The sequence below is a fragment of the Paraburkholderia sp. OAS925 genome, assembly GCF_040543975.1.
Lineage (GTDB): Bacteria > Pseudomonadota > Gammaproteobacteria > Burkholderiales > Burkholderiaceae > Paraburkholderia > Paraburkholderia graminis.
The window spans coordinates 2,613,063-2,639,564 of record NZ_JBEUNO010000002.1 but is presented as its reverse complement, the minus strand read 5'-3'; the positions used below and the strand labels follow the sequence as shown (position 1 = coordinate 2,639,564).

General features: G+C 63.1%; 22 protein-coding genes and 1 pseudogene. 8 read left to right on the top strand and 15 right to left on the bottom strand.

Annotated elements, in window-relative coordinates; translation table 11 throughout:
- Positions 1-65: 65 nt before the first annotated feature.
- Positions 66-641: a TetR/AcrR family transcriptional regulator gene (locus ABIE53_RS30520; protein WP_192700229.1), complete on the bottom strand. Its 576-nt coding sequence runs from the start codon at positions 639-641 to the stop codon at positions 66-68.
- Between the two features lie 128 nt (positions 642-769).
- On the opposite strand from ABIE53_RS30520, the gene ABIE53_RS30515 reads away from it, so the two are divergent.
- Positions 770-1,504: an SDR family NAD(P)-dependent oxidoreductase gene (locus ABIE53_RS30515; protein ID WP_006050373.1), complete on the top strand. Its 735-nt coding sequence runs from the start codon at positions 770-772 to the stop codon at positions 1,502-1,504.
- 102 nt (positions 1,505-1,606) lie between these two features.
- Positions 1,607-2,206: an NADPH-dependent F420 reductase gene (locus ABIE53_RS30510; RefSeq protein WP_006050372.1), complete on the top strand. Its 600-nt coding sequence runs from the start codon at positions 1,607-1,609 to the stop codon at positions 2,204-2,206.
- Positions 2,207-2,338: 132 nt separating this feature from the next.
- On the opposite strand, the gene ABIE53_RS30505 is transcribed toward ABIE53_RS30510, so the two are convergent.
- The 9 genes from ABIE53_RS30505 to ABIE53_RS30465 form a co-directional block, all read right to left on the bottom strand.
- Positions 2,339-2,692: a RidA family protein gene (locus ABIE53_RS30505; protein ID WP_006050371.1), complete on the bottom strand. Its 354-nt coding sequence runs from the start codon at positions 2,690-2,692 to the stop codon at positions 2,339-2,341.
- An 81-nt stretch (positions 2,693-2,773) separates the two neighbouring features.
- Positions 2,774-3,946 carry an NAD(P)/FAD-dependent oxidoreductase gene (locus ABIE53_RS30500; RefSeq protein ID WP_006050370.1) on the bottom strand — a complete coding sequence of 391 codons (1,173 nt, stop codon included), beginning with the start codon at positions 3,944-3,946 and terminating at the stop codon, positions 2,774-2,776.
- Positions 3,939-5,369, bottom strand: a complete 1,431-nt coding sequence (locus ABIE53_RS30495; RefSeq protein WP_006050369.1) for an FAD/NAD(P)-dependent oxidoreductase — start codon at positions 5,367-5,369, stop codon at positions 3,939-3,941. Before ABIE53_RS30495 ends, ABIE53_RS30500 begins: the two co-directional genes overlap by 8 nt.
- Positions 5,359-5,742 carry a (2Fe-2S)-binding protein gene (locus tag ABIE53_RS30490; RefSeq protein WP_192700228.1) on the bottom strand — a complete coding sequence of 128 codons (384 nt, stop codon included), beginning with the start codon at positions 5,740-5,742 and terminating at the stop codon, positions 5,359-5,361. Before ABIE53_RS30490 ends, ABIE53_RS30495 begins: the two co-directional genes overlap by 11 nt.
- A 7-nt stretch (positions 5,743-5,749) precedes the next feature.
- Complete coding sequence (locus tag ABIE53_RS30485) at positions 5,750-6,901, bottom strand: NAD(P)/FAD-dependent oxidoreductase (RefSeq protein WP_006050367.1); 1,152 nt, start codon at positions 6,899-6,901, stop codon at positions 5,750-5,752.
- Positions 6,898-7,695, bottom strand: coding sequence for an ABC transporter permease (locus tag ABIE53_RS30480; RefSeq protein WP_006050366.1), 798 nt, complete (start codon positions 7,693-7,695; stop codon positions 6,898-6,900). Before ABIE53_RS30480 ends, ABIE53_RS30485 begins: the two co-directional genes overlap by 4 nt.
- 16 nt (positions 7,696-7,711) lie before the next feature.
- The gene (locus ABIE53_RS30475) at positions 7,712-8,584 is read right to left on the bottom strand and encodes an ABC transporter permease (protein WP_107707886.1); all 873 of its coding nucleotides are present in this window, start codon (positions 8,582-8,584) and stop codon (positions 7,712-7,714) included.
- Positions 8,571-9,650, bottom strand: a complete 1,080-nt coding sequence (locus ABIE53_RS30470) for an ABC transporter ATP-binding protein (protein ID WP_006050364.1) — start codon at positions 9,648-9,650, stop codon at positions 8,571-8,573. The genes ABIE53_RS30475 and ABIE53_RS30470 overlap by 14 nt, the downstream gene beginning before the upstream one ends.
- Before the next feature lie 60 nt (positions 9,651-9,710).
- Positions 9,711-10,769 (bottom strand): ABC transporter substrate-binding protein, encoded by a 1,059-nt coding sequence (locus ABIE53_RS30465; RefSeq protein WP_192700227.1) that lies wholly within the window; start codon positions 10,767-10,769, stop codon positions 9,711-9,713.
- A 158-nt stretch (positions 10,770-10,927) separates the two neighbouring features.
- Here ABIE53_RS30465 and ABIE53_RS30460 point away from each other — a divergent pair, with 158 nt between their 5' ends.
- The gene (locus tag ABIE53_RS30460; RefSeq protein WP_192700226.1) at positions 10,928-11,881 is read left to right on the top strand and encodes a LysR substrate-binding domain-containing protein; all 954 of its coding nucleotides are present in this window, start codon (positions 10,928-10,930) and stop codon (positions 11,879-11,881) included.
- Positions 11,882-11,947: 66 nt separating this feature from the next.
- Here ABIE53_RS30460 and ABIE53_RS30455 read toward each other — a convergent pair whose 3' ends face one another.
- The gene (locus ABIE53_RS30455) at positions 11,948-12,694 is read right to left on the bottom strand and encodes an SDR family oxidoreductase (RefSeq protein ID WP_192700225.1); all 747 of its coding nucleotides are present in this window, start codon (positions 12,692-12,694) and stop codon (positions 11,948-11,950) included.
- Positions 12,695-12,797: 103 nt separating this feature from the next.
- Here ABIE53_RS30455 and ABIE53_RS30450 point away from each other — a divergent pair, with 103 nt between their 5' ends.
- Together ABIE53_RS30450 and ABIE53_RS30445 are read left to right on the top strand one after the other, a co-directional pair.
- On the top strand, positions 12,798-13,781 hold the full coding sequence (locus ABIE53_RS30450; RefSeq protein ID WP_192700224.1) for a LysR family transcriptional regulator: 984 nt from the start codon (positions 12,798-12,800) through the stop codon (positions 13,779-13,781).
- A gap of 115 nt (positions 13,782-13,896) precedes the next feature.
- Entirely contained in the window at positions 13,897-14,226 is a 330-nt protein-coding gene (locus ABIE53_RS30445; RefSeq protein ID WP_029968969.1) for a hypothetical protein, read from the top strand.
- A 49-nt stretch (positions 14,227-14,275) separates the two neighbouring features.
- On the opposite strand, the pseudogene ABIE53_RS30440 reads toward ABIE53_RS30445, so the two are convergent.
- Positions 14,276-15,629, bottom strand: a pseudogene (locus ABIE53_RS30440) (MFS transporter).
- Positions 15,630-15,981: 352 nt separating this feature from the next.
- Between ABIE53_RS30440 and ABIE53_RS30435 the strand changes: the two are divergent.
- The 3 genes from ABIE53_RS30435 (at position 15,982) to ABIE53_RS30425 (ending at position 20,235) form a co-directional block, all read left to right on the top strand.
- The gene (locus tag ABIE53_RS30435) at positions 15,982-17,037 is read left to right on the top strand and encodes a LacI family DNA-binding transcriptional regulator (protein ID WP_181324902.1); all 1,056 of its coding nucleotides are present in this window, start codon (positions 15,982-15,984) and stop codon (positions 17,035-17,037) included.
- 158 nt (positions 17,038-17,195) lie between these two features.
- Entirely contained in the window at positions 17,196-18,980 is a 1,785-nt protein-coding gene (locus ABIE53_RS30430) for an IlvD/Edd family dehydratase (protein ID WP_192700223.1), read from the top strand.
- 76 nt (positions 18,981-19,056) lie between these two features.
- Positions 19,057-20,235: a fumarylacetoacetate hydrolase family protein gene (locus ABIE53_RS30425; protein ID WP_107707880.1), complete on the top strand. Its 1,179-nt coding sequence runs from the start codon at positions 19,057-19,059 to the stop codon at positions 20,233-20,235.
- A 5-nt stretch (positions 20,236-20,240) separates the two neighbouring features.
- Here the strand turns inward: ABIE53_RS30425 and atzF are convergent, their stop codons facing one another.
- From atzF to ABIE53_RS30410, 3 genes are all read right to left on the bottom strand, one after another.
- Positions 20,241-22,046, bottom strand: coding sequence for an allophanate hydrolase (atzF, locus tag ABIE53_RS30420; protein ID WP_192700222.1), 1,806 nt, complete (start codon positions 22,044-22,046; stop codon positions 20,241-20,243).
- Between the two features lie 20 nt (positions 22,047-22,066).
- A complete protein-coding gene (gene uca, locus ABIE53_RS30415; RefSeq protein WP_192700221.1) occupies positions 22,067-25,669 on the bottom strand; it encodes an urea carboxylase in 3,603 nt (1,200 codons plus the stop codon).
- Between the two features lie 184 nt (positions 25,670-25,853).
- The gene (locus tag ABIE53_RS30410; protein ID WP_192700220.1) at positions 25,854-26,495 is read right to left on the bottom strand and encodes an urea amidolyase associated protein UAAP2; all 642 of its coding nucleotides are present in this window, start codon (positions 26,493-26,495) and stop codon (positions 25,854-25,856) included.
- Positions 26,496-26,502 lie beyond the last annotated feature (7 nt).

Below are 26,502 nucleotides of genomic sequence, written 5' to 3'. Positions count from 1 at the left end.
GCAATTGCCGTATTGGCATTTGCAGCGCGTCAACGCACGTACCTCTAAGAAGCTTGCGACGAATCTCACGTTGCCTTCTTCACATCCTTGCTCGACCGGTTCGTCAGCATCGCGCCCGCGATAAAGTCGAAGAGATAATCGGCGCGTGGCGCGAACGACGGCTGGTCGACGACCCAGCCGAGTGCCGACATCAGCGCGAACAGGTCGACACCGTTCATATCGGCGCGCGCGGTTCCCTCGGCCTGAGCGCGGAGCAATAGCCGCTCGCCCGCCGAGTGCACCGCTGCGCATGAAGCGTAAAGCGCGGACTCAGGGTCCGCGTGGGCGCTCGCCATCAACGCGACAACGCCGTTATAGCTATGGACGAATGCGACGCCTTCGCGAAACCAGGACACGAGCGCTTCGTCAGGTGGACTCGACGCTTCGAGTTCGGCCGCCTTTTGCGTCAGCGCGTCCAGATGCTCGCGCAGCAACGCCTCGAACAACGCTTCTCGCGTCGGGAAATGGCGCAGCACGGTTGCCAGCCCGACGTCGGCGCGGCGCGCGATATCTCGCATGGACGCATCGGCACCATGTTCGCTGATGACGTCGCGCGCGACTTCAAGTAGATGGCTGTAGTTCTTTCTGGCGTCGGCTCGCATGATTTTCTTGACAAGTGGATCAGTGATCCATATATTTGACTCAGGATGTGGATCAGTGATCCATAAGATACAGCGCTTTTGTTCAAATGGGAATAGCGGCGCTGCCCGACACCACGAAAGGAGAAGTCATGGGAAAGCTAGACGGTAAGGTTGCAGTCATCACGGGCGGTTCGAGCGGCATGGCGCTGGCGAGCGCGAAGCGGTTCGTTGAAGAAGGCGCGTATGTGTTCATCACGGGCCGCAGGCAAGAGGCGCTCGACGAGGCCGTCAAGCAGATTGGCCGCAACGTGACCGGCGTGCGCGGCGACGCGGCCAATCTCGACGACCTCGACCGCCTGTTCGATACAGTCAAGCGGGAGAAGGGCAAGATCGACATCCTGTACGCAAGCGCCGGCACGGGCGAAGCGCTGCCGCTGGGTCAGATTACCGAGCAGCACTTCGATGCGGCCTTCGACCTGAATGCGCGCGGCACGCTGTTCACGGTTCAAAAGGCGTTGCCGCTCTTCAACGACGGCGGATCGATCTTCATGACCGGATCGATTGCGTCGATCAAAGGTTTCCCTGGTTTCAGCGTGTATGCGGCGAGCAAGGCGGCGCTGCTCGCGTTCGCACGTGGCTGGCTCAACGAACTGAAGGGCAGGAATATCCGCGTGAACGTGCTGAGCCCGGGGCAGATCGCCACGCCGATTCAGGAACAAGTCTTCGACGAAGAGACGAAGCGGCAGTTCGAATCGCTGGTGCCGCGCGGGAAGATGGGTCGTCCCGAGGAAATCGCGACGGTTGCGCTGTTTCTCGCTTCAGACGATTCGAGCTTCGTGAATGGCGTGGAGTTGTATGTCGACGGCGGCACGTCGGCTATCTGAGATCGCGCCGATACACGTGTAGAAGTAGCTATCGACTTGATGAAGGTGGTCCAAGTACTTCCATAAATCCGGATTCCTTATCATATTGAATGGAGTTTTCGCATGAGCTATTCGATTATTGGCTTTGGCGCGGTAGGCCAGGCGCTCGCCCGAGCGTTTGCAAGAAAGAACATCGAAGTGACCGTCGCCAGCCGGCGCTCGCCCGAGAGCCTGACGCAGCAGGCAAGAGCGATCGGCCCCACCGTTGTCCCGAAGACGCTGCAAGACGCCATCGCGTCCGACATCATCTTCCTGGCCATTCCGTTCTGGGAACATCGCGAAGTCGCGAAGCTGATCCCGAACTGGCAGGGCAAGACGATCATCGACGCGACCAACGCTTTCGGTGTTCCCGTTGAGGAACTAGACGGTCAGCCGTCGTCCGCGGTTATCGCCAAAGCGTTCACCGGCGCCCGGTTCGTAAAGGGCTTTAACCATCTGCCCGCTGGAGTTCTTGCGTCTGATCCGAACGTGAACGGCGGCAGCCGCGTCGTGTTTCTGTCGAGCGATGACGAAAAGGCGGTGGCACCGGTCGCGGCTCTGGCCGAACAACTCGGTTTCGCGCCGATCGCGCTCGGACCGCTCAAGAATGGCGGCTCGCTCGTGCAGGCCAAGGGCAATACGTGGGCTGAACTGATCTTCAAGGATCTCGTCAAGTTCAAATAGCGGCGCGTCGCGGGAAAGTCGCAGCGGCCACGCGCATTGCATTGCTAAACGCGTGGCCGTGATCCGCACAGCTCCTATCTCAGCGCTTGCCCGACACCGCGGCCGCTCCCACGTTTCCCCTACCGCGTTGCCTCAGCCAAGCGCGACAACAGCAATTTCGACCAGCAGCTCCGGCGCGGCAAGTTTGGCCTGCACCGTCGCACGGGTCGGCGCGCAGCCTTGCGGAACCCACGCGTCCCAGACCTCGTTCATGCCGGCGAAGTCGCGCGAAATATCCGCGAGCCAGACTTGCGCGGAAACGAGCCGCGTCTTGTCGATGCCGGCCTTCTCCAGGAAGCCGTCGATTTTCTCCAGCACTTTGGCGGTCTGAATCTTCACGTCGGGCGCATGATCCGCGGAAGTCTGGCCGCCGATAAACACGAGGCCGGCAGCCTTCACGACGCGGCTCATACGTTGATTGGTTTCGATACGAACAATATCGGTCATGACAGTTTCTCAGGTTGAGGTCGAACGAAGCCGCCGCGCGTGCTCGCGAAGCGCGCACGACGGAACAAAAAACAGAACCGCTTAATGCGTCGCGAGTTGCGCGGCGCCGGCGTGAGAGGGCGCCGCGTTGCGCTCGAAACGATCGATCGCGAACGCGTCGAGCGAAAGGCTCGGCGTGCCGTCGAGCATCAGTTCGGACACGAGCTTGCCGCAACCCGGTCCCAACTGAAAACCGCTGCCGCAATAGCCGAACGAGTAATACAGATTCGACGCCTCGCGGCTCGCGGAAATCACCGGTAGTTCGTCTTCGGTGAATGCTTCGACGCCGGCCCATGCGCGATTCACGCCGAGATTGCGCAGATGCGGAAACAGGTCGGTCACGGTTCGGGCGCTGCGCACGAGCCGCACGAAATCGACTTCGCCGTGACGATTCGCCAGATCGGCAATGCCGATCAGTTTTCCGCCGATCACGACCGTGCCGTTGTCGAACTGCTTGAAGGACAGCGGCCTGCCGGTTGCGCCGAGCGTTGCGCGGCAGAAGGGCGCGACGCGATGCGTGACCATCAGCATCAGACCTTCGGGATGAACGGGCACGGGCTCGCCCACCTGCTTGGCCAGTTCGCCGGACCACGCGCCTGCGGTGACGAGCAGTTTCTCCGCGCTGAACGTGCCGCGCGGCGTGTGCGCGAGCCAGCGCGTGCCGCGTTGTTCGATGCGGCGCACGGCGGTGCCTTCGAGAAAACGCGCGCCAAGGCGCTGTGCGGCGAGCCGGAAAGCCGTCGTGGTCCGATAAGGCAACGCGTAGCCGTCGCGCTCCACCCAGATACCGCCGGTCACATGCCGCGCAAGCGCCGGTTCGAGTTCGAGCACGGTCTCGCGGTCAATGACCTTTTCATGCGTGAAGCCCCGCGATTCGAGTAGCGCGACTCGCTCGCGGCATACCTGAAGTTCGTCGTCGGTTTCGGCGATCTTCAACTGGCCGGACGCGACAAACCCACCGTCTTCGCCGAGCAGATCGGTCATGCCGTGCCAGATTTCACGCGACATCAGCGCAAGCGGAATCTCAGGCAGCGGACGGCCCAGCGTCCGCACGCCGCCCGCGTTGACCCCCGACGAATGACGCGCGACATAATCGGCTTCCAGCACGATCACCTTCGCGCCGCGACGCGCCAGATGAAACGCGCTGCTCGTGCCGTGCAGCCCGCCGCCCACCACGAGCACATCGGCTTCCTGCGTGACGGTCGTGTCATTCACCGGCGAGTTCTCCGAGCGTGAGCGGCTTGATCGGCGGACGGATGCGGTAATAGCCGACTTCGGCCGGCGAGACGCGGCGCGCATCGGCGATTACTTCGGTCACCGTAAGACCGCACATGCGTCCCTGGCACGGTCCCATGCCGCAGCGTCCGAACGACTTCGCCTGATTCGGTCCGACGCAGCCGAGTTCGACGAACTGGCGCAATTCCCCCGCGGTCACTTCCTCGCACCGGCACACGACGGTCTCGTCGCGCGGAATGCGGTTGATGTCGCGCGGACGGTACAGGCTGTCGAGAAACGGCCGAATGCGCATCACACCGGCGAGCGCGCGGCGATGTTCGACGGCTTCGGCGTCGCGTGTCGCCGCGGTCAGCGCGCCGAGTTGCGCGGCCACCGCGAGGCCCGCGAGCGTGCCCTGCAATGCGGCCGCCTGCGCGCCGCCGATGCCCGCGCCATCGCCCGCGATGAAGATGCCCGGCACGTCGAGCTCGCCCCATGCGTCGACCTTCGGCGTGAAGCACAGTTGAGCGTTGTCCCAGCGATGCGCCGCGCGCAGCGCCTGCGTGAACTGCGTGTTCGGCACCACGCCCTGATGCAGCAGGATCACATCGGCTTCAATACGATGCGCTTTACCGTGGCTCGTGAAGTGCAGCGCGGCGGCACGCTCCACATTATCTTCACCGATGCGCCCCTCGACGCGCAGATCGTCGGCGGCCTCGAAGATCGGCACGCCCGCGTCGCGCAACGTGCGAATCAATTGCAGGCCCTTGCTGAGAAACGGCCATGCGCGCAGCGCGGCGAACATGTGACGTTTCGCGCGCCAACGGTCTTCATGACGCGTGGTATCGACGAGCGCGCGGATCGGCACGCCCGCACGCACATACTGCCAGCCGAGCAGATACAGCAGCGGTCCGCAGCCTGCGAGCACGGGCGGCGCGGCGGGCACTTCGCCCGCGCTCTTCAACAGAATCTGCGCCGCGCCCGCCGTCAGCACGCCGGGCAGCGTCCAGCCCGGAATCGGGAAGGGCCGTTCCAATGCGCCGCTTGCGAGAATCACGCGCTGCGCGTCGAAGCTGCCGATCTTGCCGTCCTTCAGATAATTGACGCCGCGCTCGCGCGTGACCTGCCACACCGTCGCGTTAGTCAGATGACGCGCGCCGGAGGCGGCGAAGGCCTCGGCAAGCGCCGCGCCCGCTGCGTAGTCGGGGCCGAGAATCTCCTTGCGGCGCGCATCGGCGCGGCCGATCGCGCGATAAATCTGGCCGCCCACGGCGTCCTGTTCGTCGATCAACACAGTCTTGAGGCCGGCGCGCGCCGCGCGCGTGGCCGCGCTCATGCCGGCAGGACCGGCGCCGACCACGACGACGTCGACGGCTTCGGAAGCGAATTCGGAAGCGAACTCGGAAGCGAAATCAGCGGCCATGTGCGTTCTCCATCGGTGCGTCGGCGAAGCTCACGGGCGGCAGATCGCGCGCGCCTTCCTGCGAGCGGATACGCATGCCCGCCTTGACTTCGACCATGCAGGCCTGGCTGCTCGGCACGCCGTCGATCTCGACAAGACAATCGAAGCACGCGCCCATCATGCAGAACGGCGCGCGCGGTGCGCCGGAAACCGGCGTCGCGCGAAAACGCGATACGCCTGCCGCGAGCAGGGCCGCGGCCACTGAACGACCACCGGGCACGGTAAGCGGCTGATCGTTGAACCAGATGGCGACGTTGGTGACGGCCGCGCCTTCAGCGCCGGGCAGCACCTTGAAGAGCGTGTGAGCCGGTGTGTGAGTCGATTGAGTAGTCATGTCGGATTCAGTGTGCGGAAATCAGTTCTCTCGCGTGCTCGAAGCGTTGCGCGGAGAAGGTGGGCAACTCGTCGGGCATGGCCGCGCCCATGATCCACGGCGCGACGCGCAGCGCATGCGCGGCCGCGAGCGTCACGCCGCTATGGCACGTAACGACGAACGCGCCCGGATGCGCTTCGGACTGGTCGTAGATCGGAAAGCCGTCAGGGCTATAGACGCGCAGCGCCGCCCACATGCGCACGAGCCGCACGTGTTGCAGCATCGGAAAAGCGCGCACGCCGCGCCGGGCAATGTCGGCGAGCACGTGCGTCGTGGTGAAATCGTCGAAGCCGACTTCTTCCATCGAATCGCCGAACTGCACGCTGCCTTCGTCGGTCTGGCGCACGTTGAGCGTCGGATAGTGGAGAAACGGCGCGACGCGCTCGCTCACCAGCACTTGCCCGCGATTCGGCGCAACCGGTGCATGAAGTCCCACGAACGGCGCGAGCGTGCGATTGCCGAGTCCTGCGGCGAGCACGACCTTTGCAGCGCGATACGTGCCGCGTTTTCCATGCACGACAAAGCCGTGTCCTTGAGCTTCGATGCGCGCCGCGCGCTCGCCGGAGACGAGCTTCACGCCGCGTGCCTGCATCGCCGTGTGCAGCGCGCGCAGCAGCTTGAGCGGGTTCACGTGGCCGTCCATCGGCGTGTAGCTCGCGCCGATCACCGCGGGCCCGACTTGCGGAATGCGCGCGCGAACTTCGGCGGCATCGAGCATCTGATACGGGTAATCGCCTAGCTCGGCTCGCAGCGTCGACAGACGTTTTTCGCGCTCGGCGAGTTCGTCGTCGTTAAAGCAGAAGTGGAAGCCGCCTGGCTGCTTCAACGCGACGTCGATGCCGCTCTCCTGTTGCAGCGCTTGCGCGAGTTGCGGCCAGCGCGTCGCTGAGCTTCGCGACCAGCGTGCGTAGGGCGACAGGCCGTAGCCCTTGCCCTGAATCCAGACGAGGCCGAAATTGCCGCGCGAGGCGCGAAAGCCGCCGTCGTCCTCGTCGAGCACGGTGACGCGCGCGCCTTCGCGGGCGAGCCCGTAAGCGACGGCCGAACCGACGAGGCCGCCGCCTACGACTACCACGTCCGCGAGCTTATCGGCACTCGCGGCGGTGCTTGTCAATGTCATCGAGCTTCTCCGATCAGAATGCGGTCGAGTCCGACCATGCGGTCAAGCAGGACCATCAGCAGGACCGTGCCGACAATCAGCACCGCCGACACCGAAGCGACGAGCGGATCGATCGTCTGCGCGATCTGGTTGTACATGGCGACGGGCAGCGTGGTCGTGCCGGGCGTCGCGACGAAGATGGTCATCGTCAGTTCGTCGAAACTCTGGATGAACGACAGCACCCAGCCGCCCGCGACGCCCGTGCGGATCATCGGCAGCACGACGCGGCGAAACGCGGTGAAGCGGCTCGCGCCACACGACAGCGCGGCGCGTTGCGCATCGCGATCGAGCCCGACCGCCGACGACAGCGCGAGACGCAGCGCATACGGCAGCACGATGACCACGTGCGCACAAACGAGAGACCAGAACGAGCCCGACAGATGCAGCAGCGAAAGAAAACGCAGGAACGCGATGCCGAGCACGACGGCCGGAATCATCATCGGCGAGAGGAAAAAGCTGGTCAGCGCAGCGCGGCCCGGAAAGCGATAACGCGCGATGGCGAGCGCCGCGGGCACCGCGAGCAGCACGCCGATGGTCGCCGCGGCAAACGCGAGCCGCACCGACAGCCAGAACGCCGAGACGATGTCGCCGTTCTCGATGATCGCGCGGAACCAGCGCAGCGACGCGCCATCGAAGGGCATCGAAATAAAGCCCTTGTCGGTGAACGCGACGAGCATCACGACGACGAGCGGCGCGAGAATGAAGGTGAGGAAGAACGCGTTGTAGACGAGCCCGAGAATGCCGTTCTGTTTCATGATCGCTCTCCTTCGCTCAATCGAAGATATGCCGGAAGCGGCGTTCGGCGAGGCGGCTGCAGCCCATCACGATCGCCACGTTGGCAATCAGCAGCAACACGGCGATACTCGCGCCGAGCGGCCAGTTCAGCGTGCCGAGGAACTCGTCGTAGGCGGCGGTCGCGACCACTTTGAGGCGCCGCCCGCCGATCAGCGCGGGCGTGGCGAACGCCGACGCCGACAGCGCGAACACGATGATCGAACCCGACAGCACGCCCGGCATGATCTGCGGCAGCACCACGCGGCGAAACACCGCGAACGGCGAGCCGCCGAGCGAACGTCCGGCCCATTCGATTTGCGGGTCGAGCTTTTGCATCGTCGCCCACACGGACATCACCATGAACGGCACCAGTACATGCGTGAGTGCGATGATCATGCCGGTCATCGTGAAGACGAGGCGGATAGGTTCGTCGGTGATATGCAGCGACTGCAACGCGTTGTTGAGCACGCCGTTGTTGCCAAGCAGTATCTGCCAGCCGAGCGTGCGCACCACCACCGAAATAAGCAGAGGCCCGAGCACGACGAGCAGACACAGCGATTGCCACGGACGCTTCATCCGCGCGAGCACGATGGTTTCCGGCACGCCGAGCACGATCGACAGAAGCGTGACCGCGAAGGCGAGACCGGCGGTGCGCAGGAAGATCGTGCCGTAGTACGGATCGCTCACGACCTCCCAGTAATTCGTGAGCGTATAAGCGGAGGTGACGCCGGCCGTGTCGCTGAACACGCGGAACGACAACATCAGCGTGAGCAGCAGCGGCACCAGTAAGAGACCGATGAAAAGCAGCAGCGCCGGCCCCGACAGCAGCCACGGCGCGGCGCCTGGGCGGTCGTCGTCAAGCGTGGCCATGAGCGCCCTCCGGCCGGTCTTGCGTCAGTACGCGCAGGTCGTCGTCGGTCCATGCGAGGCCGACTTCGTCGCCTTCCTCGGGCGGCGGCGCGCCGTGATTCGGTTGCGCGACGCGCAGCTTGCCGAGCTCCGTCTCGACTTCGAGCAGCCATTGATTGCCGACGAAAACACGCGTCGCGATACGGCCGCGCACGCGTGCATCGCCGTTGGCGAGATGGACTTTTTCGGGGCGGATATAGACATGCACGGCGCCGTCGACGTGCCGGCCTTCGTGCGGAACATGCAGCGTCGTGCCCGCGACATCCACTTCGGCGCAACGCGGATTGCGCCGCAACACTTCGCCGGCCAATGCGTTGGTGCGGCCGAGAAACGTCGATGTGAACGGCGTGGCGGGGCGCTCATACGCGTCGTACGGCGTGCTCAGTTGCGCGATCACACCGCGATGCATCATCGCGATGCGATCGCTCATCGTCATCGCCTCGACCTGATCGTGCGTGACGAGAATCGTCGTGATGCCGAGACGCTTCTGGATCGCGCGCAGTTCGATGTGCATCTCCTCGCGCAGCTTGGCGTCGAGGTTCGACATCGGCTCATCGAGCAGCAGCAGTTCGGGTTCCATCGCGATGGCGCGCGCAATCGCCACGCGCTGACGCTGGCCGCCCGACAGTTCCTTCGGATAGCGATGCCCAAGACCTTTCAGCCGCACGAGAGACAGCGCTTCGGCAACGCGCTCTTCGCGTTCCTTGCGCCTGACCTTGCGCATCTCGAGCCCGAAGCCGACGTTGCCCGCCACCGTCATATGCGGAAACAGCGCGTAGCTTTGAAACACTACGCCGATGCCGCGCTTCTCCGGGCGCTCGTTCGTGATGTCGCGGCCATCGAGCAGAATGCGGCCTGTGGTCGGCGAGACGAAACCGGCGACCATCTGCAGCGTCGTCGTCTTGCCGCAGCCGGACGGGCCGAGCAGCGCAAGCAGCTCGCCGCGTTCGACGTCCAGATCGATGTGCTCGATCGCCGTGAAATCGCCGTAGCGTTTCGAAATGCCTTGCAGAGTCAGAAAGGCCATGCGCCTCGCTCCTTCATCAGATCGCGCGCCGCGCGAGGAATCTGCCAGTGCCGAAGATGTTCAGCGCTCGACCGAACGGTTCCAGCGCTCCGTCCATTCCGTGCGATGCTGGTTGATCGTGGTCCAGTCCATCGCGGTCAGCTTCGAGATCTGATCGGGACCGTAGGGCACGCGTGCAGCAATCTCGGGCGTCAGCTTCACGGTCTTGTTGACCGGGCCGAGTCCGATGCCTTGCGCCTGCAACACCTGCACTTCCGGCGTCAACAGGTACTGCACGAATTGCTGCGACAACTGCGGCTGCGCGTTTTCAGCGACCACGCACGCGGCCACCTGCAACGCGACCGCGCCTTCTTTCGGGTAGATGAATTTCAGCGGAAAGCCGGTGTTCTGCAACGCGACCGCGCGGCCGCTGCCGTACGGCGCGAGGATCACGTCGCCGGATTGCATCTGGCCGTCCATCTCGCCAGGCGTCGGCGCCCAGGACAGCACGTTGGGCGCGACCTGCTTCGTCATCGCGGTGAAGCCGGGGTCGATATTTTTCTCGCCGCCGCCCGAGAGGCGCGCGAGCATCACGAGCGTGTGCAGGCCGTACGTGTTGGTGATCGGCGGCACGCCGAGCTTGCCCTTGATGTGGCTGTCGGTAAGCGACTTCCACGAGTCGGGCGGCGGCAAGCCGGCCTTCTTGAAGGCTTCCTCGTTATAGCCGATGCCCGTCGCCACCATGCCGACGCCGATCGCCGACGGCCCCAGCTTCGCGAGCGGGTAGACGTCCTTCATCACGGGCGCGTCGTCGAGCTTCGCGCACAGGTTGAGCTGCATCGCCTGGTACATCGGGCCGTCGTCCATCACGGCGACGTTGATCTGCTGATGACCCTTCTGCGCCTGGAGCTTCGCGAGCGTGTCGCTGGAATTGCCCGCGACGTACACAATCTTCACGTTGTGCGCCTTCTCGAACGGCGGAATGATTTTCTGCCGATAGAGCTGTTCGTTCGACCCGCCGACGTTGGCGACATACAGCGTGGTCTCGGCCTGCGCGATGAGCGGCGCGGAGAGGCTGACGGCGAGCGAAACGGCCGCAAGGGCGGGGGCGGACAGACGGCGATGCAACGCTCTTTTCATGACGACGATCTCCAGTTCCGGTATGTGTGGGGCGGGCTTCGCTGCCCGTCGCTGAAATGCAGTGTCGCGCCGGCTGGCTATGTCGTCCAATACGAATAAAATACCTATCCATACATGGATGATATGGATAGGCAGACCGTCTCCTGGGGGAAATACGCATGAATCTCAAGCACATCGAGGCGTTTCGCGCGGTGATGGTGTCGGGGTCGATGACCGCCGCAGCCAAGGCGCTCTTCACGTCGCAACCGAACGTGAGCCGTCTGATTGCGCAACTGGAGCGCGATACGGGCCTGCAGCTATTTCAGCGCAGCGGCGTGCGCCTGATTCCCACTAGCGAGGGCGAGGCTTTTTTCCGCGAGGTCGAACGCGCTTTCGTGGGCTTGCAGGGACTGGCGAATGCGGCCGCGCAGATTCGCAATCTCGGCAGCGGGCGCTTGCGGATCGCGGCGATGCCGTCGGCGGGCATGACGCTCGTGCCGCATGCGATCAAACGTTTCGTCGAGCTGTTTCCCGATGTGACGGTGTCGCTGCACGTCAATACGTCGGCGACGGTCAATCATTGGACGGCATCGCAGTTCTGCGATCTCGGCGTGGCGGTCTACGTGAGCGAGGCGTCGGATTGCGAGGTCGAGCAGCTATCGGACGTGGCGGCCGTTTGCGTGATGCCGGCGGCGCATCGGCTCGCTGCAAAGCGCGGCATCAAGCCGGAGGACCTGGAGGGCGAGTCGTTCATATCGCTCTGCCACGGCGACGGCACGCGAGCCTTGATGGACGAGGTGTTTCTGCGCGCGGGCGTGCAGCGCGTGCTCGCCATCGAGGCGCAGTACACCGCGATGTGCTGCGAGATGGTCCGTCATGGCATGGGCGTGACGCTCGCGCATCCTATCGTCGCGCGGGACTATGCCGGACCTGATATTGCGATCCGGCCGTTTGTGCCGGCTACGCGTTTTCAGACCTATTTGCTGTTTCCGCCGCATCGGCCGCGGGAGCGGCTCGCGTCGGCGTTCGTCGAGGTGTTGCGCGGCTTGCACGACGAATTGCTGGCGGAAGTCGTGCCGCCGTCGCGCAATGCCGCGCCGCGCGGGCGGGCGAGGTTGCGAGCGGGCGCGTGATGCGTTGCGCTCATGCTCCCGGGTTCCTTATAGCGCGCGAGCCGCCGCTGCGCAGGCTTTCTTGATTCAAACCAGCCGGGCGCCGCCATCCAGATTCAGCGTGACGCCGTTCATGAAGCCATTGGTCATCAGGAACACCACGCCTGCACCCGCCTCGGCGGCAGTGCCCAAGCGGTGCAGCGGCAGAGTCTGCTTGAGTCCTTCCACAAAGCCGTCGCGGGCCTCGCCCAGCGCCTTGTGAAAGATGGGTGTGTCGATCGGTCCCGGTGACAGCGCATTGACGCGAACCGGCGCCAACTCGAGGGCAAGACCGCGAGCGAGCGCCTCCATTGCCGCCGACGCCGCGCCGAGTACCGCAGTCCCATAAGCGTTCGGACGATCCGCGAGGCTGCCGGAGATCAGCGTGATCGAGCCGTCCTTGCTCAGGCGATCGCCCAATGCGCGAATCACATGAACCGCGGCCCAGATACGCTCCTCGAACGCCTGACGCAGATAGGCCACCTCGGCGTCGCGCACCTTGCCCGCGACGAATGTGCCGGCCAGCAGCACCAGATGGTCGACGCGAGGTATGTCCTTCACGGCGCGTTGGAGCGAATCGGCGTCGGTGACATCCGCAGCGCGCCATCCCGCGAAACCGTGGTCTTTCGCCGCCTGTTCGGCGGCAACCGCGTTGCGGCCCACAACGATGACCTGCGCGCCTGCCTGCTTGGCCTGAATCGCGGCCTCGAGCCCGATACCCGAAGTGCCGCCGAAAACCAGCACCGTCTTGTCCGCGAGTTGCGCCGCGTTGCTTGCCTGCACTGCGTGATTCATTTTCTTCTCCAGGGATGAACGCCCGTTGGCGTCGTTGGAAAGAAGGTTAATTGACGACGTGCAGCTTGATAATTGGGCCGGACATCGCTTTAATAGTGCCACCATGGAACAAATCGAACGACTCACCGGGCTCATGGCGTTTGCGCGCGCCGCGTCGCTCGGCAGCTATACGGCTGCCGCACGTTCGCTGGCGGTTTCGCCGTCCGCGATCAGCAAAAGCGTGCAACGGCTCGAGCAGCACTTCGGGCTCAAGCTGTTCAGCCGGACAACGCGCTCGTTGACGCTGACCCCTGAGGGCCGCGATCTGCTCGAAAGGACGCAACGTCTGCTGCGCGAAGCGGAAGACATTGAGCAGGCTGTGGCCGCGGCTCGCGCCGAGCCGGCCGGCACGCTCAAGGTGGCGACGTCGCTTCCCGTTGGCGTGCACATTCTTGCTGCCGCGTTGCCGCAATTTCGCAAGCGCTTTCCGAAGGTGAACGTCGACGTTCGACTGAGCGACCGGATTGTCGATCTGATCGAGGAGGGGATCGATGTTGCGGTTCGCGTCGGCGATCCGGGCGACACGAGACTGATCGCACGCCGGCTCGCGCCGCATCGGATATGCGCGTTTGCGTCGCCGGATTATTTGAAGGCGCGCGGCACGCCCCGGCACCCGAGCGACCTGCAGAGCCACGATTGCGTGAACTTCCGCTATCAATCGACGGGGCAGCCAGCCGTCTGGCCGTTCTGGATGGGAGACAAGCTATTGGAGTTGTCGCCGCCGTCAGGGCTGACGATGGACTTGAGCGATGCCATCGCCACGGCGCTCGCAGCCGGTGCCGGCATCGGCATTTCGGCCACCTATATCGCGGCCCCCTACGTCAGACGCGGCGAACTCGTTCCCGTGCTGTTCGAGCACGCGTACGACCGGTTTCAGCTTCACGCGATATGGCCCGAGAGTCGCCGGAGCAATCCTGCGGTGAAGGCGTTTATCGCTTTCTTGCAAGAAGTTTTTCCGTCGCCGGCGCCGTGGGACGTGGACGTCGAGCGACACGCGCGTGCTGCGGCAAAATCACTCAAAGGACGCGCCGGACACCCGGCGAGATAGCACCAAATCAAGTGCGATCCTCTCGCGCCCGACCCGGTTCGCAAGCGGTTGATTCCATCTGTCACTCTGCTGCTGGTAGCATGGGACATTGAGTCGAACTAACTCGGGCGGCATTATGACCACGTATCAGTCGGAGACCCCATCATCGAGCCCTGAGGCGCTCGCGGCGCTTGGCGAATACCTCGAACTCGCGCTGAGCAAAGGCGTCAGCTTCATCGTCGTGCGACGGGGCTCCGACTCGAGCGCCTTATACATCGGCGACGCGAGCGCGCCCGCCGACGAATGGACCCGTTCCGGCTCAATCAGCAACGCCGCGGTGAGCTCGATACTGGAAGCGACGCAGTCTGGCCGGAACGACCTGCTGATTGGCGGGCAACCTTATCGATTCCTGCGCACCTTCACGCAAGTCGAGAACGATGGCGCGATCGTCTTCACTCCGGTCTGAGATAGGTGTGACCAAGATGTGACTCCCGATCGCGCCAGCGACGATTCGCTCATGCGTCTTGAACCGGGTCCTTGTTCAGCATGCTCTTCGGAATCGACAAAATAAGCACGCAGCTGACAAGCAGGCATGCACCAAGCGCGTACGTACCATTGTTGATATTGCCGGTCAGATCTTTAGCGATGCTCGTAATCATCGAGCCCGTGAATCCGGACAGGTTGCCGACCGAATTGATGAGCGCAATGCCCGCAGCAGCGGCGGTGCCCGAAAGAATCTGTCCTGGGAAGGTCCAGTAAATCGGCATCAGGCCGAGAATCGCGCAGGTCGAAATCGTCAGAAACACAATCGACACCGGAACATTGTTCGCAAACAGCGCACTCAAAATCAGACCGACGCCACCGATGAACGCAGGAATAGCCGCATGCAATCTGCGCTCCCCGGTCTTGCGCGAGTGCGATGCGTTCCAAAGCATTGCCACGACGGCGCTAAGGTAGGGAATGGCGGTCAGCAGGCCAATGTTCAAAGTACTCTTTACACCGGAAGCCTTGATGATAGAAGGCAGCCAGAAGGCCAACCCGTAAAAGCCGGTATTGAACGTGAGAAGAATGAACGTCAGCAACCAGACGCGCGGGCTTTTCAGCGCAGCGCCAACGCTGTGGGTCTTTTTAGCACTTTCCTGTTCGAGATTTCTTTGAAGCAAAGCCTTCTCGGACTGTGTCAGCCAGGTCGCCGATTGAATTCCGTCGCCCATACGGAAAAGCACGACGAACGCGACCAGAATAGAAGGAATGCCTTCGAGCAGAAGCATCCATTGCCAGCCTCCCATGCCGAGCAGACCGTGCGTGTTTTCCATCAACCAGCCGGAGACGATGCCGCCGAGCGTCAGGCTGACCGGAATGGCAATCAGGAACCCAGACATCGCCACGCTTTGGCGCCTGGCGGGAAACCAGTAATTCATATACAGGATGATGCCGGGAAAAGAACCCGGCCTCGCATACTCCGAGCAGAAACCGGAGCGTGTAAAACATCGTCGAAGTCTCGACATGGAAAAAGTGCGAAAGCGGGGAGATGAATGCGAGTGACGAGGAGACGATGCCCCATGTCACCATGATGCGTGCAATCCAGAAACGCGCGCCGTAGCGATGCAGAAGAAGATTGCTGGGCATTTCAAAGAAGAAATAGCCCCAGAAGAAAATGCTGGCGCCCACGGCATACACGCCGTCGCTGAAGCCGAGCGAGTCGAGCATCTGCAGCTTCGCGAATCCGACATTGACACGGTCCAGATACGCGACGACATAGCATAGAAGCAGCAACGGCAGGATGCGCTTCAAGACCTTGCGATACAACTGTTCTTCGACCTCGTTGGCTACCGCCGGCGCGGCTGCCGCCTGAGTGAGGGTTGGCATGGGACTGTCTCCTTTTTGGTGTGTCTCGAACGGTCCCGTTAAAGCGGAGACCGCTTTCGGCATCTCGTTGTCATGCACCGATACGTCGTGCCGCTCATGCATGCTCGCCGCATGTGGCAATTTATGTTACCGATAACATATCGGGGCAAAACGTTGCCGACGGCGAAAATGTTATCGGTAACGAAGGTAGCACGATGCGGCCCAAAACGGCAAGCCAGGGGAATCTACTTAGGCGCCCTGTACCGAGTGTCGTATCATGCTCAGTCGCTGCCAGCCGGTGCTGCCGTATTCCGCCGACTCGCGCATTCAGGCAACATTCGAACAACATTCAGGCAACTCAACCCCGAGACCGATGGGCACTACCCGCATCAACGACCGTGTCGTCAGCGACCCGCAAGCGAGTCCGCCTCGCATGTCCGACGTTGCGCGCATCGCGGGCGTTTCGAAGATGACGGTGTCGCGCGTACTCGCCGGGCACAGCGTCGCGCCGGCAACCCGCGAGCGCGTGCAGCAGGCAATCGACAAACTCGGCTACGTGGCCGACGCCGCGGCAGGCGCGCTATCGTCCGGCAGGTCGGAGTTTGTCGCGGTACTGGTGCCGTCTCTGGCGAGTTCCAACTTCTCGGATACGGTGCGCGGACTATCGGCCACACTCGAACCACACGGCTTGCAACTCCTGATAGGCGACACCGACTACGACCTCGTTCGCGAAGAGCGGCTGGTTCGCTCGATGCTCCGATACCAGCCTCGCTGCATCGCGCTGACGGGTTCGCAGCACACTGAAGGCACACGGCAACTGCTCGAGCGCTCGCGCATACCCGTCGTCGAAATGTGGGACTTGCCGGCCAATCCGATCGATATGGCAGTGGGCTTTTCGAACGCCCGCGCAGCGCGCGAGATGGTCCGATATCTGAAGGAGCGTGGTTACCGGAAGATAGGTTTTCTGGCCGGCGCCAGCGACCTCGATCGACGCGGTCTCGAGCGCCTGAAGGGCTATCAGCAGGAGATGAAAGCGCAAGGTCTCGGCGAGCCTCGCGTGATCCGCTTCGGCGAATCGCCTATCACGATGAGCCACGGCGGTCCGGCGCTCGACGCGCTTCTCGAACAGTGGCCCGACACCGACGCCGTCATGTGCGTGAGCGACATGTCGGCGTTCGGCGCCATCATGCAATGCCACCGCCGCGGCCTCAGCGTTCCCACGGACATTGCCGTGGCGGGCTTCGGCAATTTCGAAGTTGCCGTCTGCTGTCATCCGACCATTACCACGGTCTCCGTCGACGCCTATGGCATCGGCTCACGCACCGGCAAGCTACTGCTGTCGTCGCTCGGTTCGGTCACCGCACAAGCGGTGCCGCAGCGCCGCAAATTAACCATCGATTACACCGTCATTGCACGCGAAAGCGCGTAGCCTTTTCTGCTGCACGACGTCCGCGCAGCGTGATAACATCCAAAAATGTTACCGATAACAACGCCTGCGAAAAATATCGCGACGAAGCTAGAGGCAAGCGGCAATCACGGCGATAGTGGCTACCATATCGTCAAGACATCGAACGAGGAGTACAAGCGATGACTCAACTCAATTCAAGGCGGTTGCGCAGCCAGGAATGGTTCGACGACCCCGCCAATGCGGACATGACCGCGCTTTACGTTGAGCGCTTCATGAACTATGGCCTCACGCGCGAGGAGTTGCAGTCGGGCCGGCCGATCATCGGTATTGCGCAGACAGGCAGCGATCTCGCGCCGTGCAATCGTCACCACATCGAACTCGCGGCGCGCACGAAGGCGGGCATTCGGGACGCCGGCGGCATTCCGATGGAGTTTCCGGTTCACCCGCTCGCGGAACAGAGCCGCCGTCCCACGGCGGCGCTCGACCGCAATCTCGCGTACCTCGGTCTGGTGGAAATCCTGCACGGCTTCCCGCTGGATGGCGTCGTGCTGACGACGGGCTGCGACAAGACCACGCCGGCTTGCCTGATGGCGGCCGCAACGGTCGATATGCCGGCCATCGTGTTGTCGGGCGGCCCGATGCTCGACGGCTGGCATCACGGCAAACGGGTCGGGTCGGGAACGGTCATCTGGCACGCGCGCAATCTGCTCGCGGCGGGCGAGATCGACTACGAAGGCTTCATGGAACTGACCACCGCCTCGTCGCCGTCCATTGGTCATTGCAATACGATGGGCACGGCGTTGTCGATGAACAGTCTCGCCGAGGCGCTCGGCATGTCGCTGCCTGGCTGCGCGAGCATCCCGGCAGCGTACAGGGAGCGAGGGCAGATGGCGTATGCGACCGGCAAGCGTATCGTCGACCTCGTGCGGGACGACGTACGGCCGTCGAAGATCATGACGAAGGCCGCATTCGAGAACGCGATTGTCGTGGCGTCGGCGCTGGGCGCGTCGAGTAATTGTCCGCCGCACCTGATCGCGATTGCCCGTCATATGGGTATCGAACTGAGTCTGGACGACTGGCAGCGCGTCGGCGAAAACGTGCCGCTCATCGTCAATTGCATGCCCGCGGGCGAGTATCTCGGCGAGAGCTTCCATCGCGCGGGCGGCGTTCCGGCAGTGCTTCGCGAGTTGGACCGCGCTGGCCTCGTGCATCGTGAGTGCTTGACCGTGTCGGGCGAGTTCGTTGGTGCTATCGCCGACCGTGCAGCCGAACCGGACCGCGAGGTCATCAAGAGCACGGACGAGCCGCTCAAGCATGGCGCTGGTTTTATCGTGCTGTCGGGCAACTTCTTCGACAGCGCGATCATGAAGATGTCGGTCGTCGGCGATGCTTTCCGCAATACCTATCTGAGCGAGCCCGGTGCGGAAAACGCCTTCGAAGCAAGGGCAATCGTGTTCGAGGGACCCGAGGATTACCACGCGCGCATCAACGACCCGTCGCTCGAGATCGACCAGCACTGCATTCTCGTTATCCGCGGCGCGGGCACCGTGGGTTATCCGGGCAGCGCCGAGGTCGTCAACATGGCGCCTCCCGCTGCGCTCGTGCGCCAGGGCATAACCTCTCTTCCGACGATGGGCGACGGCCGGCAAAGCGGAACCTCGGCAAGTCCTTCGATCCTCAACATGTCGCCCGAGGCGGCCGTGGGCGGCGGACTCTCTCTGCTGCAAACAGGCGACCGCGTGCGTGTCGACCTGAACGCGCGTTCGGTGAACGTGCTGGTCGATGACGAAGAGCTTGCACGCCGCCGCGAGACAGTCAGCATCTCGATTCCGCCGGCGCAGACCCCGTGGCAAGAGCTATATCGGCAAACCGTCGGCCAGTTGTCCACGGGCGGATGCCTTGAGCCCGCGACGCTCTATCTGAAAGTCATCGAAGAGCGCGGCAACCCGCGGCACTCCCACTAAACTATCGGCACTGACTTCAATCGGCGATACGTTGCGCCGACATGATCTGCCAACATACACGGAGACAATCGCTACCATGACTTCACGATTCGCTACTAACTATCTGCCGCACGATGTCGAGCGGGCGCTGCTTGTCGGCCGCGTCTGGCGCAAAACCGCGACGTATGAAGGGCCGTCGGTCGTCGTGGTCCGCAACGGCGAAGTGCTGGATATAACCGCGAGCGCGCCGACCACGGCCGATCTGTTCGACCGTGAAGACGTCGTTCAGTTTGCGCGGACAGTTGCGGGCGAAGCGCTCGGCTCTGTTCAGACGCTGGTGGAAGCAAACCTGGGCGCTGTGCAGGAACACGCACCGCGACTGCTTGCGCCCAATGACGTGCAGGCCATCAAGGCATGCGGCGTCACGTTCGCGGTGAGCCTCATCGAGCGCGTGATTGAAGAGCAGGCGGGCGGAGACGCCAGCAAAGCGCAAGAAGTGCGGCAAACCATCGCCGCGACCATCGGAACCGACTTGTCGAAAATCAAGCCGGGTTCGGAAGCAGCGATGAAGCTCAAGGCGGAACTCGAACGACGCGGCGCATGGTCCCAGTACATGGAAGTCGGAATTGGTCCGGATGCCGAAGTATTTTCGAAATCGCAGCCGATGTCCGCAGTAGGTTTCGGTGCAGACGTCGGATTGCTGGCTGCGTCGAACTGGAACAACCCGGAGCCGGAGATCGTTCTTGCGGTCAACAGCCGCGGAGAAATTGTCGGCGCGACCTTAGGCAACGACGTCAACCTGCGCGACATTGAAGGCCGCTCGGCGCTGCTGCTGGGCAAATGCAAGGACAACAACGCGTCCTGTTCGATTGGTCCTTTCGTGCGTCTGTTCGACGAATCGTTCGATCTCGACTCGATCCGCGCGACAAGCGTTGCGCTGCGCGTGGAAGGGTCGGACGATGGCTTTGTCCTCGAGGGCGTGAGCCACATGAGCGAGATCAGTCGCGACCCCGAGGATCTCGTCGCGCAGACGTGGGGGCGCCATCACCAGTATCCCGATGGTTTCATGCTGTTCCTCGGCACGATGTTTTCGCCTATCAAGGACCGCGACACGAAGGGCGGCGGCTTCACGCATCACCTTGGCGACAAGGTGACCATTTCGACGCCGGAACTCGGTGCGCTAATCAACACCGTGCGCCTGAGTACCGAGGTCGCCCCGTGGACTTTCGGGGTGCGCGCGCTGTATCGCAACCTGGCGTCGCGGGGCGTGCTTTAAGCGCATTATTTGCGCTCGCTGGCAAGCCATGCTCGCCAGCCGCCGAACTCGCTGATGTCGACCGCGGACTCCACGCCATAAGGCTCGCACACAAAGCCTGTCACCCATGTGCCGTTCGCCAGTTCGACTTTGCCGAGCCCAAGCGGCGACGGGATGGTTGCGATGAACGAGCCCAGTTCCAGGCTCGGCATCTCCCATACTTCGACGGCGATCGCGGCGCCTCCATCGGGCACTCGCCACATGCCGGGCCGCCTCGTGCCGTCCGGCGTGGCGGCCAGTGCGGATAAGCGGTAGTGCGGAGCGGTTTGCGTCGCTTCCACCAGGCGCGCGCCACGACGAAGCAGATCGCGATTGAGCGGCAGGCCCTGCATGTGAGCGCCGCATACCGCGACGCGTATGCGGTCTTTCGCTGCTGCTCGCCCGTTGCTCGCATCAGGCGCATTGCCTCCCACGCATTCGACTCCGCTCATTCGCTGTAACGTGTCCGCCACGCTCAGCAGATACTGATCCGTGAACGCACGACCGAACACGGTCACGCCCCACGGCAAGCCATTTTTCATGAATGCGGTCGGCGTCGCCACCGCTGCATAGTCGAGCAGATTCATGAAGTTCGTGTAGTAGCCGAGCAGCGAGTTCGGTCCGATCGGGTCGCGCTCCAGTTCCGCTAACGTAACGGGACGCGGATAGGTCGGCGTGAGAACGAAGTCCACGGATTCAAGCGCGGCGTCGCACGTGACCTTCAGCGCTTGCAGACGATATTGCGCGCGAAAAAGCTCGACCGCGGTAGCACCGGGCGCTTTCGCGAGTACGTCGCGAATCACCGGTAACACAGCCTCTTGATTAGCCTCGATCAACTCTCCCGCGACGGTGTAGCGCTCCGCGACCCACGGCCCTTGATAAAGCAGATTCGCTGCTTCGACGAACGGCGCGAAGTCGATTTCGACGGCTTCGCCACCCGCGGCTTCGAGCATCGCGCGGGCCTTCGCGAACAACGCCGGGCTTTCGGCGCAGCCCGCGAATTCGAGCTTCGACGGCACGCCGAAGCGGAACGTGGTCAGTTTGCCGAACGCGCGCGCGTCGTTCCATTGCGGATTTCTGCGGCTGTATGCGTCGCGAGGATCGGCGTGCGCGGTGAGCGCGAGCAGTTCGCTGGCTTCGCGCGCGGTCGCCGTGAAGTAGGTCACGCAATCGAGCGTGCGGCAAGCCGGCACGACGCCGGCTGTCGATAGCAGACCCTTGGTCGCCTTGAGTCCGACGAGATTGTTCAGGCCCGCCGGCACGCGGCCCGAGCCGGCGGTATCGGTGCCGAGCGCGAAGCTCGCGACGCCGAGCGCGACGGCCAGCGCCGACCCCGCGCTCGATCCACCCGACGGATACTCGGGATGCACGCTGTTGCGGCACTTGCCGTACGGCGAACGCGTGCCGTTCAGGCCGGTAGCGAACTGGTCGAGATTGGTCTTGCCGAGCGGCACGGCGCCGAGCGCGATCAACTGCGCGACGAGCGTCGCCGACTCGGCGGGCGTATAGGAGAAAGCAGGGCACGCTGCGGTAGTCGGAATACCGGCGAGATCGATGTTGTCCTTGATCGCGAACGGAATGCCGTAGAGCGGCAATGATTCGACATCCTGAGTATCGAGCCACTCCAGATATGGCGCGATTTCCGCCTCGCTCAGAAGGTGGATGAACAGATGAAACTCGGGATTCAGTGCAGCCGCTTTCGCCAGCAGTTCGCCGATCAGCTTGCGCGGCGTCATCGTCCCGTTAAGGTAAGCGGCGCGCAGCGTGGAGAGGCGCAAATCGAATGAAGACATGGATAATTTTCCAGGAAGGTTCAAAGGCGTTCGATTACCGCGACGCGTTGCCCCGCCCGCACCGCGGAGCCAGGCGCCACATAAATCTCGCCGACGGTGCCCGCGCACGGCGCGCACACGGAGATCTCCATCTTCATCGACTCGATGACGAGCAGCACGTCGCCGGCCTCAACCGTATCGCCGGAACTCACGCGCACTTGCCAAAGGCTGCCCGCGATCTCGCTGTCCACGGCGATGTCGCCGTCTTTCAGCGGCGCGAGTTCCGCATCGTCAGCGACAGGCGGCTCGAAACTTTCCTCCGCCGATCCCGCTTCGCGCCATCGTTCGCGCTCGGCCTGAAACGCCGCTTGCTGACGCACGCGGAATTGCTCGATGCCGGCCGATTCGCGCGTGAGAAACGTTTGATAATCCGCCAGCGACAGTTCAGTCTCTTCGATCTTCAGCGGATAACGCCCCAGCGGAAAGTCCGCGCGGATGCGCTGCAACTCGTCGGCAGTGACTTCGTAGAAACGGATCTGATCGAAAAAGCGCAGCAGGTACGGGCGCCCCGCGAACTCGGCAACGTCGCGATAGCGATTCCACATCTGCAACGTGCGGCCGACGAACTGATAGCCGCCAGGCCCTTCCATGCCATACACGCAGAGATACGCGCCGCCGATGCCCACCGAGTTCTCGGCCGTCCACGTACGCGCCGGGTTGTACTTGGTCGTCACCAGCCGATGACGCGGATCGAGCGGCGTCGCGACCGGCGCGCCGAGATAGACATCGCCGAGTCCCATCACAAGATAACTCGCATCGAAGACGATCTGCTTCACGGCGTCGATCGAATCGAGGTCGTTGATGCGGCGGATAAACTCCAGATTGCTCGGACACCACGGCGCGTCCTTGCGCACCGTCGTCATGTATTTGTCGATGGCGAGCCGGCACGCGGGATCGTCCCAGGACAGCGGAAGATGCACGATGCGTGACGGCGCGCGCAAGTCCTTCTGCAACAGAACATGCTGCCATGCACGCTCGACGATCGCGAGCAACTGCTGCAACGGCAAGCGTTCAGGTTGATAGTGAATCTGCAGCGAGCGGATGCCGGGCGTCAGATCGATCACGCCGGGCAATGCCATCGCTTCGAGTGACTGCATCAACGCGTGACCGCGAAAACGCAATACGAGGTCGAGTTCTGCGGGACCGATTTCGAGCAGCAGATGCGTGTCGCCGGATACTCGCGCGACGAGCCGTTCGCGATCCGCGCCGGTATCGAGCACGATCGGCGATACGAGCGGTGCTGCGTTCGCGATAGCAACCGGCTTCGCATCGAATTCGAGCGTCTGCAATTCACGCAGACGTTGTTGTGCCGCCTCGCGCGCTTCATCGATATGAACGGGTACGAAGCGCACTTTGTCACCGGCTTTCAACTGACCGATTTGCCACAAGTCCGCCTCGATAATCGTCACCGGACAAACGAAGCCGCCAAGACTCGGACCATCGGGACCGAGAATCACGGGCATGTCGCCGGTGAAATCGACGGCGCCCACCGCATACGGATTATCGTGAATGTTCGACGGATGCAGCCCGGCCTCGCCGCCGTCCTCGCGCGCCCACTCGGGCTTCGGTCCGATCAGACGCACGCCGGTACGGCTCGAATTGAAATGAATTTCCCATTCGGTGTCGAAGAACCGTTCCATATAACGCGGCGTGAAATACTCCGGCGCGCCATGCGGACCATAAATCACGCGCAGCGTCCGCACGGTTTCCAGCTTCGGAACATTGGCAAGCGCAACGCCCGCATTGTCGTCGCGCAACGCGTGAAGATGCAGCACGTCGCCCGCCCGCAACGCTCGCCCGCCATGTCCGCCGAACTGGCCGAGCGTGAACGTGCTGCGGCTGCCGAGATACATCGCGACATCGAAGCCGCCGCGCACGCACAGATACGCACGTGCGCCGGCGCCGCGGATCGTGCCGAGCGCGAGCGTCGAACCCGCGCGAACGAACAGCGTGGTGTTCAACGGCTGCTCGATGTCGTCGAGCGATACGGACAGATGCGCGCCCGTCACCGCCACGACGGCATCCGTGTTGAAGCGCAACGTCGGGCCGCTCATGGTGAGTTCGAGCGCGGCTGCGTCTGCCGCATTGCCGAGCAGCCGGTTGCCGAGCCGCAGCGCGCGGTCATCCATCGGACCCGAAGGCGGAATGCCGACTGCCCAATAGCCAAGACGTCCCGGATGATCCTGCACGGTCGTCTGCGTGCCGCCGCTCACGACTTCGACGGTGGTCGCGCGATAGTGAAGGCCTTCGAGGCAGCGCGTCCAAGGTTCGCCCGACGCGAACGGATGATCGTCGAGAATCTGCCGGAGATAGTCGCGATTCGTTTCGACGCCATAGATGCGCGTGTTCTGCAATGCCTGACCGAGCGCGCGTCGTGCCTCGTCGCGCGTCGGCGACCACGCGATCAGCTTCGCCAGCATCGGATCGAAGTAGGGTGGTACTTCGCAACCCGCTTCGATCCATGTATCGATGCGCAGCGCGCGACCGTCGGCGGTTGGAAACGCGACGTCGGTCAATAGGCCGGGGCTCGGCTTGAAATCGCGGCCTGGGTCCTCCGCATAAAGACGCGCCTGAATAGCGTGTCCTTGCGGCTTCAGTCCCGCTGCGAGTTCTTGCAGCGGCGCGAGCGTGCCCGCAGCGAGTTCGATCATCCAGCGTACGAGATCGACGCCCCAGACCTGTTCGGTCACACCATGCTCGACTTGCAGGCGCGTGTTCACTTCGAGAAAGTAGAAGCGCTGCGCGGCGCTGTCGTAGACGAATTCGACCGTACCGGCCGAGCGATAACTCACCGCTTTGGCGAGCTTCACCGCGGCGTCGCACAATGCGGCCGGCATGCCGTCCGGCAAACACGGCGCCGGCGTTTCCTCGAGTACTTTCTGGTTGCGCCGCTGCACCGAGCAATCGCGCACGCCGAGCGCAATCGCATCGCCGTGCCCGTCGCCGAAGACCTGCACTTCGAGATGCCGCGCCCGCTCGATATACTTTTCGAGGAACACGCCGGCGTCGCTGAAATTGTTCTGGCCGAGCCGTTTGACCACGTCGAAATGCGCGGTCAGTTCGTCGACGTTCCAGCACACCCGCATGCCGATACCACCGCCGCCCGCCGTGCTTTTCAGCATCACCGGATAGCCGATCGATGCCGCTGCATCGAGCGCCGCCGCAAGATCGTCGAGCAGGCCCGTGCCTTCGAGCATCGGCACGCCTTGTTCCGCCGCGATCGCGCGAGCCGTGTGCTTGAGGCCGAATGCCCGCAATTGCGCGGGCGTCGGTCCGATAAACGCGATGCCTGCCGCTTCGCACGCTTCGCCGAAGCTCGCGTTCTCCGACAGGAAACCATAGCCCGGATGAATCGCCTGAACGTTCTCGCGGCGGGCGATCTCGAGAATCTTTTGCACATCGAGGTAGGTCGCCGCTGCTGGTCCGTCGCCGAGACCATGCGCAATAGGCGCCTCGCTCACATGACGGCTCGCGCGATCCGCTTCGGCATAAACCGCGACACCCGTTACTTGAAGTTCGCGCAGCGTTCTAAGGATGCGGCACGCAATCGCGCCGCGATTCGCGATCAGGATTTTCTCGAACATGAAGGGAGCTTGATTCGTGGGCGGGCCGTCCCGCCACGTGGGAATGCATGCCGCGGTCGTCCGCGGCAGAGACCGGCTTCAAAGAGGCTTTATCGATCCGCTCGAGTCAGTTGCTCGCGCGTGCAGCGACAGCATCGTCCCGAGCGAACCAGCATGACGTAGTAAAGCCAGTGGCGAACACGCGTCAGTTCCATATCAGCAGCTCCGCGGGAGTCGGGTTGTAGGCGTTGCACGGATTGTTCAACTGCGGGCAGTTGGAGATCAGCACGATCACGTCCATTTCCGCGCGCAATTCGACGTACTTGCCTGGCGCCGAAATGCCGTCCTCGAATGTGAGGCCGCCTTCGGACGTCACCGGAACGTTCATGAAGAGGTTGATGTTCGCGCCGATGTCCTGCTTCGACAAACGTCCGTCGTGCGCGCACGCGCGCAGGTAGTTATCGCGGCAGCTATGCATGTAGCGCTTTTCGAGCGCGTAACGCACGGTGTTGCTTTCCTGCGCGCACGCTCCGCCGAGCGTGTCGTGACGGCCGCAGGTATCGGCGACGATCGTCAGCAGCGGATTGCCCAGGTTCGAATACAGCACGGTGCCGGTCGTCAGATAAAGGCTTTTCTGCCGACGCAGCGTGCGTTGCGGATCGAAGCGCTCGCGCGGATCGGCGAGACTGTAGAACAGCGTATCGACGGCCTGATTGCCTTCCAGATCGAGAATGCGCAGCGTCTGCCCGGCTTTGAGTTCGTGAAGCCACGGCTCGCCAGCCGCGAGTGTCTCGCGAAAGACCGCGTGTTCGGGGCGTTTATCGCTGACGGTCAGCGTCGTTGTCATGGTGTCG

What these genes read in the sequence shown, in the direction of transcription:
- ABIE53_RS30520 (WP_192700229.1), bottom strand. Translation starts at nt 641, where the DNA reads ATGCGAGCCGACGCCAGAAAGAACTACAGCCATCTACTTGAAGTCGCG.
- ABIE53_RS30515 (WP_006050373.1), top strand. Translation starts at nt 770, where the DNA reads ATGGGAAAGCTAGACGGTAAGGTTGCAGTCATCACGGGCGGTTCGAGC.
- ABIE53_RS30510 (WP_006050372.1), top strand. Translation starts at nt 1,607, where the DNA reads ATGAGCTATTCGATTATTGGCTTTGGCGCGGTAGGCCAGGCGCTCGCC.
- ABIE53_RS30505 (WP_006050371.1), bottom strand. Translation starts at nt 2,692, where the DNA reads ATGACCGATATTGTTCGTATCGAAACCAATCAACGTATGAGCCGCGTC.
- ABIE53_RS30495 (WP_006050369.1), bottom strand. Translation starts at nt 5,369, where the DNA reads ATGGCCGCTGATTTCGCTTCCGAGTTCGCTTCCGAATTCGCTTCCGAA.
- ABIE53_RS30490 (WP_192700228.1), bottom strand. Translation starts at nt 5,742, where the DNA reads ATGACTACTCAATCGACTCACACACCGGCTCACACGCTCTTCAAGGTG.
- ABIE53_RS30485 (WP_006050367.1), bottom strand. Translation starts at nt 6,901, where the DNA reads ATGACATTGACAAGCACCGCCGCGAGTGCCGATAAGCTCGCGGACGTG.
- ABIE53_RS30480 (WP_006050366.1), bottom strand. Translation starts at nt 7,695, where the DNA reads ATGAAACAGAACGGCATTCTCGGGCTCGTCTACAACGCGTTCTTCCTC.
- ABIE53_RS30475 (WP_107707886.1), bottom strand. Translation starts at nt 8,584, where the DNA reads ATGGCCACGCTTGACGACGACCGCCCAGGCGCCGCGCCGTGGCTGCTG.
- ABIE53_RS30470 (WP_006050364.1), bottom strand. Translation starts at nt 9,650, where the DNA reads ATGGCCTTTCTGACTCTGCAAGGCATTTCGAAACGCTACGGCGATTTC.
- ABIE53_RS30465 (WP_192700227.1), bottom strand. Translation starts at nt 10,769, where the DNA reads ATGAAAAGAGCGTTGCATCGCCGTCTGTCCGCCCCCGCCCTTGCGGCC.
- ABIE53_RS30460 (WP_192700226.1), top strand. Translation starts at nt 10,928, where the DNA reads ATGAATCTCAAGCACATCGAGGCGTTTCGCGCGGTGATGGTGTCGGGG.
- ABIE53_RS30455 (WP_192700225.1), bottom strand. Translation starts at nt 12,694, where the DNA reads ATGAATCACGCAGTGCAGGCAAGCAACGCGGCGCAACTCGCGGACAAG.
- ABIE53_RS30450 (WP_192700224.1), top strand. Translation starts at nt 12,798, where the DNA reads ATGGAACAAATCGAACGACTCACCGGGCTCATGGCGTTTGCGCGCGCC.
- ABIE53_RS30445 (WP_029968969.1), top strand. Translation starts at nt 13,897, where the DNA reads ATGACCACGTATCAGTCGGAGACCCCATCATCGAGCCCTGAGGCGCTC.
- ABIE53_RS30435 (WP_181324902.1), top strand. Translation starts at nt 15,982, where the DNA reads ATGGGCACTACCCGCATCAACGACCGTGTCGTCAGCGACCCGCAAGCG.
- ABIE53_RS30430 (WP_192700223.1), top strand. Translation starts at nt 17,196, where the DNA reads ATGACTCAACTCAATTCAAGGCGGTTGCGCAGCCAGGAATGGTTCGAC.
- ABIE53_RS30425 (WP_107707880.1), top strand. Translation starts at nt 19,057, where the DNA reads ATGACTTCACGATTCGCTACTAACTATCTGCCGCACGATGTCGAGCGG.
- atzF (WP_192700222.1), bottom strand. Translation starts at nt 22,046, where the DNA reads ATGTCTTCATTCGATTTGCGCCTCTCCACGCTGCGCGCCGCTTACCTT.
- uca (WP_192700221.1), bottom strand. Translation starts at nt 25,669, where the DNA reads ATGTTCGAGAAAATCCTGATCGCGAATCGCGGCGCGATTGCGTGCCGC.
- ABIE53_RS30410 (WP_192700220.1), bottom strand. Translation starts at nt 26,495, where the DNA reads ATGACAACGACGCTGACCGTCAGCGATAAACGCCCCGAACACGCGGTC.